Consider the following 11300-nt stretch of genomic DNA (forward strand, 5'->3'; position numbering starts at 1 on the left):
CATCATAAGACAGGAAACTCGTTGCTGAAATTGATATATTAACAACGCAGCATTGCAAAAAACGCAACATAAAACCGGAGAACTGCGCCGTGGATTTACGCGATCTGAAAACCTTCTTACATCTGGCAGAGAGCCGCCACTTCGGGCGAAGCGCACGGGCCATGCACGTCAGCCCGTCCACGCTGTCACGCCAGATCCAGCGGCTGGAAGAAGATCTCGGCCAGACGCTGTTCGTGCGCGATAACCGCACCGTAACGCTGACGGAGGCCGGAGAGCAGCTGCGCCAGTTTGCCCAGCACACGCTGCTGCAGTATCAGCAGATGCGTCACACCCTGGGGCAACAAGGCCCCTCGCTGACCGGGGAGCTGCGCCTGTTTTGTTCGGTGACAGCTGCCTACAGCCACCTGCCACCGATCCTGGACCGTTTTCGCGCCGAACATCCCTCGGTAGAAATTAAGCTGATTACCGGTGATGCCGCCGATGCGGTGGAGAAAGTGGATTCCGGCGAAGCCGATCTGGCGATTGCCGGTAAACCGGAGAGCCTGCCGCCGGGCATCGGTTTCGCCATGCTGGAGAATCTCGCCGTGGTATTGATTGCGCCAGCGCTGCCCTGCCCGGTGCGCCATCAGGTGACCGAACCGTCGCCCGACTGGGCAAAGGTGCCATTTATCCTGCCGGATCAGGGGCCGGTGCGGCGACGTATCGAACTGTGGTTCCGCCGCCAGAAGCTCAGCAATCCGTCGATCTATGCCACGGTGGGCGGCCACGAAGCGATGGTTTCAATGGTGGCGCTGGGCTGTGGCGTGGCGCTTATCCCTGAAGTGGTGCTGGAGAACAGCCCGGAGCCGGTGCGCAATCGCGTGATGATTCTGGAGCGCAGCGATGAAAAAACGCCGTTTGAACTGGGGGTATGCGTGCAGAAAAAGCAGCTGCATGAGCCGATCGTCAGCGCGTTCTGGAAGATAGTGCAGGAACGGAAAGAGAGCGCATAACAAAAAGGGCTTGCGCCCTTTTTGTCTTTGCCAGCTATGCCAGGAAGAAACGAAATGCCGGATTGTTGGTTTCGTCGTGGCAGTCATACCCCAGTTCGTTGAGCCGGGTTTCGAAGTCCGGCTCGTGCTCGCCCAGTTCAAACGCGGCCAGCACGCGGCCATAGTCGGTGCCGTGGCTGCGATAGTGGAACAGCGAGATGTTCCAGTGGGTGCCCAGGGTGTGCAGGAACTTCAGCAGCGCACCCGGCGACTCCGGAAACTCGAAGCTGTAAAGCCGCTCGCGGAGCGGGCGCGACGGCCTGCCGCCCACCATATAACGCACGTGCAGCTTCGCCATTTCATCATCCGAGAGATCCACGACGCTGTAGCCGCCGTCGTTGAGCAATGCCAGGATCTCCCGGCGCTCCTCAAGGCCGCGGCTCAGGCGCACACCGACGAAAATACAGGCATCTTTCGCATCGGCGAAACGGTAGTTGAACTCGGTCACCGAGCGACCGCCCAGCAACTGGCAAAACTTCAGGAAGCTGCCCTGCTCTTCCGGGATGGTGACGGCCAGCAAGGCTTCGCGCTGTTCGCCCAGCTCACAGCGCTCTGAGACGTAGCGCAAGCCGTGGAAATTAACGTTAGCGCCAGAGAGCACGTGCGCCAGCCGCTCACCGCGGATGTTGTGCCGGGCGATGTATTTCTTCATCCCCGCCAGCGCCAGTGCGCCAGACGGCTCTGCTACCGCACGCACATCCTCAAACAGATCTTTCATCGCGGCACAGATAGCATCGCTGTCTACGGTGATGATGTCATCAATGTACTCCCGGCAAACACGGAAGGTTTCTTCCCCGATACGCTTCACCGCCACCCCTTCGGCGAACAGCCCAACACGCGGCAGCTCCACCGGATGCCCGGCATCCAGCGCTACTTTCAGGCACGCAGACTCTTCGGCTTCGACGGCAATGACTTTGATCTGCGGCATCAGCTGCTTGATCAGCACCGCCACGCCTGCGGCCAGTCCACCGCCGCCCACGGGCACAAAGACGCGATCGAGGTGCGCGTCCTGCTGCAACAGTTCCAGCGCCAGCGTGCCCTGTCCGGCGATCACCGCCGGGTGATCAAATGGAGGCACCCAGGTAAAGCCCTGTTGCTGCGCCAGCTCAACCGCTTTCGCTTTCGCCTCGTCAAAGTTTGCCCCGTGGAGCAATACTTCCCCTCCGAAGCTGCGCACCGCATCGACTTTGATGTCAGCGGTTGCAACCGGCATCACGATCAGCGCTTTGATACCAAGTCGCGCAGAAGAGAACGCTACGCCCTGCGCATGGTTTCCCGCCGAGGCAGTGATCACGCCGCGCGCTTTCTGCTCTTCGGTCAGGCCGGCAATCATGGCGTAGGCACCGCGCAGCTTGAAGCTGTGCACCGGTTGGCGATCCTCTCGCTTCACCAGAATGACGTTCTCCAGGCGGGACGAGAGTTTTTCCATTTTTTGCAGAGGGGTGACCTGCACCACCTCGTATACCGGCGCGCGCAGCACGGCGCGCAGGTATTCTGCGCCACCGGGCGCGTCGGGAAGGGGTTGCGGCTCGGCCATGCTTAGCCTCCCAGCTTCGATTTATCGCGTACTGCGCCTTTATCTGCGCTGGTGGCGAGGCTGGCATAGGCGCGCAGCGCAAAGGAAACCTGACGCTCACGCGCTTTTGGCGTCCAGGCATCGGCTCCGCGCGCGTCCTGAGCTTCACGGCGGGCCGCCAGCTCCTGGTCGCTCACCTGCAGCTGAATGCCACGGTTCGGAATATCAATGGCAATCATGTCGCCATCTTCAATCAGCGCAATGTTACCGCCGCTTGCCGCTTCCGGCGAAACGTGACCAATCGAAAGACCGGATGTGCCGCCGGAGAAGCGACCATCGGTGATCAGCGCGCAGCTTTTGCCCAGCCCCATCGATTTCAGGAAGGTGGTCGGATAGAGCATTTCCTGCATGCCCGGGCCGCCTTTTGGTCCTTCGTAGCGGATCACTACTACATCGCCCGCCACCACTTTGCCGCCAAGGATTGCCTCGACCGCATCGTCCTGGCTCTCATACACTTTGGCCGGGCCGGTGAACTTAAGAATGCTGTCATCCACGCCAGCGGTTTTTACGATGCAGCCGTTTTCGGCAAAGTTGCCGTACAGCACGGCCAGACCGCCATCTTTACTGTACGCATGCTCCAGCGAGCGAATGCAGCCTTCGGCGCGGTCGGTATCCAGCGAATCCCAGCGGCAATCCTGGGAGAATGCCTGGGTAGTGCGGATGCCCGCCGGGCCGGCGGAGAACATGCTTTTTACCGACTCGTCCTGGGTGAGCATAACGTCGTAGCGCTCCAGAGTTTCCGGCAGCGTCAGGCCCAGTACGGTTTTCACGTCCCGGTTCAGCAAGCCGGCGCGATCCAGCTCGCCAAGGATACCGATAACGCCACCGGCGCGATGCACGTCTTCCATATGATATTTCTGGGTGCTTGGCGCCACCTTGCACAACTGCGGCACTTTACGGGAGAGCCTGTCGATATCGCTCATGGTGAAGTCGATTTCGGCTTCCTGTGCGGCAGCCAGCAAATGCAGCACGGTATTGGTCGAGCCGCCCATGGCGATATCCAGCGTCATGGCGTTTTCGAAGGCGGCTTTGTTGGCGATGTTACGCGGCAACGCCGAGTCATCGTCCTGCTCGTAATAGCGTTTGGTCAGGGCAACGATGCGTTCGCCCGCGCTCAGGAACAGCGATTTGCGGTCAGCATGGGTCGCCAGCAGTGAGCCGTTGCCCGGCTGTGACAGGCCGAGCGCTTCGGTCAGGCAGTTCATGGAGTTGGCGGTGAACATACCGGAACAGGAACCACAGGTCGGGCAGGCGGAGCGTTCAATCTGATCGCTCTGCTCGTCGCTGACGTTCGGGTTCGCGCCCTGAATCATCGCATCCACCAGATCCAGCTTGATGATCTGATCGGACAGTTTGGTTTTCCCGGCTTCCATCGGGCCGCCGGAAACGAAAATGACCGGAATGTTAAGGCGCAACGAGGCCATCAGCATGCCGGGAGTGATTTTGTCGCAGTTGGAGATACAGACCATGGCGTCAGCGCAGTGAGCATTGACCATGTACTCTACGGAATCGGCAATCAGCTCACGCGATGGCAGCGAGTAAAGCATGCCGCCGTGGCCCATGGCGATACCATCATCCACCGCAATGGTATTGAACTCCTTAGCCACGCCGCCTGCGGCTTCGATCTGCTCAGCCACCAGCTTACCCAGATCGCGCAGATGGACGTGGCCCGGCACGAACTGGGTAAAGGAGTTAACGACAGCGATAATGGGCTTACCAAAGTCGGCGTCGGTCATTCCAGTGGCGCGCCACAGCGCACGGGCTCCCGCCATGTTGCGGCCATGCGTGGTGGTGGCGGAACGGTATTTAGGCATGTCTTTACTCCAGTCTGTCGTTGTGCCGGGCGGTACATTGCCGCCCCGTATCCCTTATCACGTCATCCCCGTAGGGATGACGTCGGGAAAGTGTGGTTATGGGTTTACCTGATCCAGCCAGCCCCATTTATCTTCGGTTTCACCGGTAAACAGGCCGAAGAATGCTTGCTGAATGCGTTTGGTCACCGGGCCGCAGCGGCCTTCGCCAACCTGAATTCCATCCACGCTGCGTACCGGGGTGATTTCCGCCGCGGTACCCGACATAAACACTTCATCCGCCAGGTAGAGCGATTCGCGGGACAGCACCTGCTCACGCACTTCGATACCCAGATCCTGCGCCAGCTTGATGATGGCATCGCGGGTGATGCCCGGCAGTGCAGAGGACGTGAACGGCGGGGTAAACAGGATGCCGTCTTTCACTTCGAACAGGTTTTCGCCCGCGCCTTCCGAGATATAGCCGTTTACATCCAGCGCGATACCTTCCTGATAGCCGTGACGACGCGCTTCGCTGCCCACCAGCAGTGAGGAGAGGTAGTTACCGCCTGCTTTTGCCGCGGTAGGGATGGTATTCGGTGCAACGCGGTTCCAGGAGGAGACCATCGCATCGATGCCCTGCTCCAGCGCTTCGGCACCGAGATAGGCGCCCCACGGGAACGCTGCAATGATGACGTCGGTGGAGTAACCCTCCGGCGGGTTAACGCCCATGCCCACATCGCCGACGAACACCAGCGGACGGATATAAGCGCTGGTCAGGTTGTTTTTACGGATCACCTGACGGCAGGCTTCCATCAGCTCATCGACGCTCTGAGTAACCGGGAAGCGATAGATTTTCGCGGAGTCGCGCAGACGCTGCATGTGCTCACGATGACGGAACACCACCGGCCCTTTGTGAGACTCATAGCAACGGATACCTTCAAAGACGGACGTTCCGTAGTGCAGGGCGTGCGACATGACGTGCACCTTCGCCTCGCCCCAGGGAGTCATCTCGCCATTGAACCAAATGTAATCCGCTTTTTTCGTCGTCATTTTTATTCCTATTGCGCTCAGGCGCTTATTTGTTGTGATGATGATGTTTGTTGCTGGATCTCAACGTGACCCACGTCGACCAGTTTTCGCAATTGACTAAACAGTAATTCGACTGGGCGAGGGCTGGCAACGGTCAATTCGATATTTATATTTCCGGAACTCGAGGCGGATTCCATATTCATGGCGCAGATTTCGAATCCACGGTGACGCACCACACGCAGTACGCGCTCCAGGGTCTCGGGGCGAAAGCGGGCCTGAACAGCTATCTGATGTTGCGTCATGATAATTTCTCCAGCATTTGAGCGTTACTGGCACCGGGTGGAACCAGCGGCCAGACATTTTCGAGTTCATCGATGGATACGTGAAGCAGGTATGGGCCATCGCTGTTGAGCAGCGTGTCGATGGCAGCCTCAACCTGATCTTTATGGGTAATGTGCTGACCAGGAATACCGAATGCGCTGGCCAGAGTGAGGAAATCCGGGTTATCGGTCAGGGTGGTTTCGCTGTAACGCTCCTGGAAAAAGAGCTGCTGCCACTGGCGCACCATACCCAGGCGCTGGTTATCCAGCAGAACAATTTTCAGCGGCAGCTGCTTGCGTTTTACGGTTCCCAGCTCCTGCACGTTCATCATGAAAGAGCCGTCTCCGGAGATGCAGATCACCGTATCATCCGGGCGAGCAACCTGTGCACCCACCGCCGCTGGCAGGCCGAACCCCATCGTTCCGAGACCGCTGGACGTAATAAAGTTTTCTGGCCGGGTGAACGACATATGCTGCGCGGCCCACATCTGATGCTGACCCACGTCGGTGGTCACAACCGCACTGGCAGGTTTGCGGTCGGACAGCTGCTTGAGCAGTAGCGGGGCGTAGATTGCCTCCCCCGGATGATCGTAGCGCCAGCTATGTTCTTCACGCAGCGTTGCCACCTCGCTCCGCCAGTCGGCGATAGCCGGCAGCGGCTGCTGCAGTGCTGGCAGCATAACGTTGAGATCGCCCGGTAAGGCCACATGAGCCTGGCGCAGCTTATTCATCTCCGCCGGATCGATATCCATGTGAATGACTTTGGCATGCGGTGCGAAAGTATTAAGTTTGCCGGTCACCCGGTCATCAAAACGGGCACCGACGGCGATCAACAGGTCGCATGCCTGAACCGCAAGGTTTGCCGCCCGGGTACCGTGCATGCCCAGCATGCCGAGATAGAACGGATAATTCGGTTCGACTGCGCCCAGGCCTTTCAGGGTTGCGGTTGCCGGGATGCCGGTTTCCGCGATGAATTCACGCAGCGCCGGAACGGCCTGAGCCATCCCTACACCACCGCCCACATAGAGCATAGGTTTGGTTGACTGGGCCAGCATCTGACGGGCCTGTTCAATCGCTTCCAGCGGCGGCGAGAAGGTATCTTCAACGGTGGATAACCACGGTTCCAGTTCGCCTGTGGCAATCTGAATATCTTTGGGAATATCAACCAGTACCGGACCCGGACGACCGCTGTTAGCAATGGTAAATGCTTCAGCAATTACCTGCGGCAGTTCTTCCAGCGACTGTACGAGGAAACTGTGTTTGGTACACGAGAGCGACATGCCCAGCACGTCAACTTCCTGGAAGGCATCGGTGCCGATAAACGGCGAAGCCACCTGCCCGGTGATGGCAACAACGGGAACAGAATCGAGCAGCGCATCGGCCAGGCCGGTGATGAGATTGGTAGCGCCTGGGCCAGAGGTGGCGATACAGACGCCGGTTTTACCAGTAGCCCGCGCGTAGCCAATCGCCGCCATCGCTGCGCCCTGCTCGTGCCGGCACAACAGGTGTTCCACGCCGCCGTCATAGAGCGCATCATAGACCGGCATTATTGCGCCACCAGGATAACCGAATACCGTATTAACACCCTGTGCTCGCAACGCATGTACTACCCACTGTGCCCCATTCATAGTTAGTTCCCCGCTCTACAACGGCAGAAACAGTGTTTTATGCTACTACTCATATTCTGCTCCTCACTTACGTTTTAAGGTCATAAAAAAACCCCCGGACCTTTCGGTGCGGGGGTTCTCGTTGATTCAGGCTTGATTTCTAAGCCTTTCTTCGTCCAAGTGCAGCCCCGCACGGTGGGATAATAATCACCACCACGCTTAGTACGACCAGGCTAATCACTCGTAGAAGGGCTGTCATTTTCAGTTCGTCACATATCTTGTTCGAAGTAATGTCTAAAGAGTTATCACAGTGTCTGACAGAGTGACAAGGATTATTTTCAAGAAAAAAACCAATACGCATGAATAATTCACAGAAAAACTATTATTTTTCAATGTCTAATGTAGACATAAAAAAAACGTATCACCAGGCGCCTGCTTCTCGCCTGACGTAGGCAGAGCTAAATCTGGTTTTTATGTTCTTACGAGGTTGATTCCACATTGCACTGAAAATGCAAACATAGACTTCTTAATACTGGAATGCCCATAGAAAATCGCATAAATGCAGTTATCTTTCAGGAAAAGAGGCAGGCAGGCTATTGGCTACAAGGAGGTGAATATGTCTCTCGCCATTGTGTTTACCAGAGCTGCGTTGGGCGTAACGGCCCCACTGGTTACCGTTGAAGTACATATGAGTGCAGGTTTGCCGGGCCTGACTATTGTTGGCCTGCCTGAGACGACTGTAAAGGAAGCGCGCGATCGTGTGCGTAGCGCCATTATCAACAGTGGTTATGAATTCCCGGCCCGTAAAATCACCATCAACCTCGCGCCGGCCGATTTACCTAAAGAGGGCGGGCGTTACGATTTGCCCATCGCTGTCGCGTTACTGGCCGCCTCGGAGCAGCTCAGCACCTCACTGTTAAGCCAGACAGAGTTTGTCGGTGAGCTGGCGCTTACCGGCGCGTTGCGCGGCGTTCCCGGTGCGATCTCATGTGCCATGGAGGCACTCCAGCAACAGCGGCAGATCGTTGTCGCTCAGGAAAACGCATCGGAACTGGGCCTGATTGATAAACCCGGCTGTATGGTTGCAGCACATCTGCTGGAGGTATGCGCGTTTCTTGAAGGCAAAGGCTCACTTGAGAGGCCGGTTTCCCCAGCGCTGAGCACTGAAGCGTGTTGTGAAGATATCAATGAAGTGTATGGGCAACAACAAGGCAAGCGAGCCCTGGAGATTGCAGCCGCTGGCGGTCATAACCTGCTCTTTATTGGTCCTCCCGGCACCGGTAAAACAATGCTGGCGAGTCGGCTTAACGGGATCTTGCCACCATTGAGCGATGAAGAGGCGCTTGAGAGCGCCGCCATCATGAGTCTGGTGAATCCGGTCGCGTTACAGCGGCAATGGCGTCAACGGCCATTCAGAGCACCTCACCACAGCGCATCGTTGACGGCTCTGGTAGGCGGTGGAGCTATTCCCATGCCCGGAGAGATTTCACTGGCGCACAATGGCGTGCTGTTTCTGGATGAGTTACCGGAGTTTGAGCGCCGGGCTTTGGATGCATTAAGAGAGCCCGTCGAGTCAGGGAAAATTCATATTTCACGCACGCGCGCAAAAGTCAGCTATCCCGCGCGCTTCCAACTCATTGCCGCAATGAATCCCAGTCCAACAGGGCACTATCAGGGAAATCATAATCGTTGCAGCCCTGAACAGACTCTGCGTTACCTTGGGCGTCTGTCCGGACCCTTTTTGGATCGGTTCGATTTATCCCTTGAGATCCCTCTGCTACCGCCTGGGATGTTAAGTAAGCCGGGCGACGGGGGGGAAAGTAGCGCTGAAATCAGGTTGCGGGTAACAAAGGTGCGTTCAAAGCAACTTGCACGCCAGCAGTGCCTTAATGCTTTGCTCGACAATGCCGGAATCAAGCAATTCTGTCGCCTTGAAGCTGCCGACGCCGAGTGGCTTGAAGAGACGCTCATCCGTCTTGGATTATCAGTCAGAGCCTGGCAGCGATTACTTAAGGTAGCGCGTACTATTGCCGATCTTAATCTGGAAGGTGATATACGTCGCCCTCACCTGCAGGAAGCGCTGAGTTACCGCGCGATTGACAGAATGCTGCTCCACCTGCAAAAGATGATGACGTAAAAAAGGGCCTTTCGGCCCTTTCTTTTAATCATCGCTTTCAGTGTAGTCTTCCACACCTTCCATCTGTGGCTTGCCACCAGACAGGGTATGGAAACGCTTAGGACGCTTGATACGCGTCATATACTTACTCCACACGCGTTCTGCTTCGGTCACGGGCTCACGCTGACCACGGCACACCGCAACAAACAGAACTTCTTCTTCCGTTACGGGTTCGCGCTTACCCAGATCCAGCTCATTGAAAGCATAACCATGACGTTCCAGCAGCTGCGCCTCTTTAATGGTGAAATCACCATGTCGAGAGAACCCGCGTGGATAATATCTGTTGTCGAAAAATCGATTAGTCGTCGTAAAGCTTTCCGCCATCCTACACGCTCCTAATTCTCTTGGCCGGGCTATTTATGGCGCGGAGTATTAGTTACGCTTGACAGAGTGTAAAACAAAACATTTAAATCATAACGACAAATAATTTTGCGGAGAGAGTTGTGGATACGGAATTGCTGAAAACGTTTCTTGAAGTAAGCAGAACACGCCATTTCGGGCGGGCAGCAGAAGCGCTCTACCTGACCCAATCCGCGGTAAGCTTTCGCATTCGCCAACTTGAGAATCAGCTGGGAGTTAATCTCTTTACCCGGCATCGCAATAACATACGTCTAACCACTGCCGGGGAGCGTCTGTTGCCATATGCAGAAACCTTAATGAGCACCTGGCAGGCGGCAAGAAAAGAGGTCGCCCACACCTCGCGCCATAATGAGCTGTCGATAGGGGCGAGCGCATCCCTTTGGGAGTGTATGTTGTCCCAATGGTTAACGCGATTATATACGTCCCACACTGGCATGCAGTTTGAGGCACGGATCGCACAGCGTCAGTCGCTGGTGAAACAGCTCCATGAACGTCAGCTGGATCTGCTCATCACTTCAGAAGCACCCAAGATGGATGAATTTAATAGCCAACTGCTTGGGCATTTCTCGCTGGCACTCTACTGCGCGACACCGGCACGTAATAAAGCGGATCTGAACTACCTGCGTTTAGAGTGGGGGCCGGATTTTCAGCAGCACGAAACTTCGCTGCTCCCTGGCGATGACATTCCCGTATTAACAACCAGTTCAGCAGAAATAGCTGTTAAGTTTCTCAGCGAACTTAATGGATGTACGTGGTTACCGACCACCTGGGCCAACGAGAAAGCAGAATTACGTAGCGTAACGGACAGCACGACGCTTTCTCGACCGTTGTACGCTATCTGGTTACAAAACAGCGATAAGCAAACGCAGATCAAAGAGTTACTGAAGACATCGATTCTGGATCAATGAGTTGAACGTACAGGACGGGGGGTTAACTCCCCGTCAGGCAGGTAAATCGCAGACAAAAAAAATCCTTAGCCGTTAAGCTAAGGATTATTTTCTGGCAGGGGCGGAGGGACTCGAACCCCCAACACCCGGTTTTGGAGACCGGTGCTCTACCAATTGAACTACGCCCCTAAATAAGGGTGGCGGAACGGACGGGGCTCGAACCCGCGACCCCCTGCGTGACAGGCAGGTATTCTAACCAACTGAACTACCGCTCCACCGAATTTCGTCACTGCACCGGATGTCACTCCGGTTTACTGCTAATTTGATGCCTGGCAGTTTATGAATCGCTGTGCGATTCACCCTTCGGGCCGTTGCTGCGCAACGTTCAAAAGCTTCGCTTTTGTCCTACTCTCTGTCGAGTAGTGAACTGCCCTGAAGTTCTGGTCAGGTATGTTAATTTGATGCCTGGCAGTTCCCTACTCTCGCATGGGGAGACCCCACACTACCATCGGCGCTACGGCGTT

The 11300-nt window shown here is 56.3% G+C and carries 10 protein-coding genes and 2 tRNA genes; 3 read left to right on the plus strand and 9 right to left on the minus strand.

Annotation, left to right across the window (positions count from 1 at the left end; translation table 11 throughout):
- Positions 1–89 precede the first annotated feature (89 nt).
- The gene (gene ilvY, locus ET34_RS0116150; RefSeq protein ID WP_031523786.1) at positions 90–992 is read left to right on the plus strand and encodes an HTH-type transcriptional activator IlvY; all 903 of its coding nucleotides are present in this window, start codon (positions 90–92) and stop codon (positions 990–992) included.
- A 34-nt stretch (positions 993–1026) separates the two neighbouring features.
- Here ilvY and ilvA read toward each other — a convergent pair whose 3' ends face one another.
- From ilvA to ilvL, 6 genes are all read right to left on the minus strand, one after another.
- Entirely contained in the window at positions 1027–2568 is a 1542-nt protein-coding gene (gene ilvA / locus ET34_RS0116155; protein ID WP_031523788.1) for a threonine ammonia-lyase, biosynthetic, read from the minus strand.
- A gap of 2 nt (positions 2569–2570) precedes the next feature.
- Complete coding sequence (gene ilvD / locus ET34_RS0116160) at positions 2571–4421, minus strand: dihydroxy-acid dehydratase (RefSeq protein WP_031523790.1); 1851 nt, start codon at positions 4419–4421, stop codon at positions 2571–2573.
- A gap of 96 nt (positions 4422–4517) precedes the next feature.
- Complete coding sequence (locus ET34_RS0116165; RefSeq protein ID WP_031523792.1) at positions 4518–5447, minus strand: branched-chain amino acid transaminase; 930 nt, start codon at positions 5445–5447, stop codon at positions 4518–4520.
- 17 nt (positions 5448–5464) lie between these two features.
- Positions 5465–5728, minus strand: coding sequence for an acetolactate synthase 2 small subunit (ilvM, locus tag ET34_RS0116170; protein WP_031523794.1), 264 nt, complete (start codon positions 5726–5728; stop codon positions 5465–5467).
- Positions 5725–7374, minus strand: a complete 1650-nt coding sequence (gene ilvG / locus ET34_RS0116175) for an acetolactate synthase 2 catalytic subunit (protein ID WP_031523796.1) — start codon at positions 7372–7374, stop codon at positions 5725–5727. The genes ilvM and ilvG overlap by 4 nt, the downstream gene beginning before the upstream one ends.
- Positions 7375–7513: 139 nt before the next feature.
- Entirely contained in the window at positions 7514–7612 is a 99-nt protein-coding gene (gene ilvL, locus ET34_RS22040; protein WP_072002048.1) for an ilv operon leader peptide, read from the minus strand.
- A 357-nt stretch (positions 7613–7969) separates the two neighbouring features.
- Between ilvL and ET34_RS0116180 the strand changes: the two genes are divergently transcribed.
- On the plus strand, positions 7970–9490 hold the full coding sequence (locus ET34_RS0116180; protein ID WP_031523798.1) for a YifB family Mg chelatase-like AAA ATPase: 1521 nt from the start codon (positions 7970–7972) through the stop codon (positions 9488–9490).
- Between the two features lie 24 nt (positions 9491–9514).
- On the opposite strand, the gene ET34_RS0116185 is transcribed toward ET34_RS0116180, so the two are convergent.
- A complete protein-coding gene (locus tag ET34_RS0116185) occupies positions 9515–9853 on the minus strand; it encodes a MaoP family protein (RefSeq protein WP_031523799.1) in 339 nt (112 codons plus the stop codon).
- 119 nt (positions 9854–9972) lie between these two features.
- On the opposite strand from ET34_RS0116185, the gene hdfR reads away from it, so the two are divergent.
- Entirely contained in the window at positions 9973–10797 is an 825-nt protein-coding gene (gene hdfR / locus ET34_RS0116190; RefSeq protein WP_031523801.1) for an HTH-type transcriptional regulator HdfR, read from the plus strand.
- Between the two features lie 92 nt (positions 10798–10889).
- Here the strand turns inward: hdfR and ET34_RS0116195 are convergent.
- Positions 10890–10965 (minus strand) — tRNA-Trp (locus ET34_RS0116195).
- Between the two features lie 9 nt (positions 10966–10974).
- Positions 10975–11051, minus strand: a tRNA-Asp gene (locus ET34_RS0116200).
- Positions 11052–11300: the final 249 nt, after the last annotated feature.

Origin of the sequence: Siccibacter colletis (assembly GCF_000696575.1) — a bacterium.
Taxonomy (GTDB): domain Bacteria; phylum Pseudomonadota; class Gammaproteobacteria; order Enterobacterales; family Enterobacteriaceae; genus Siccibacter; species Siccibacter colletis.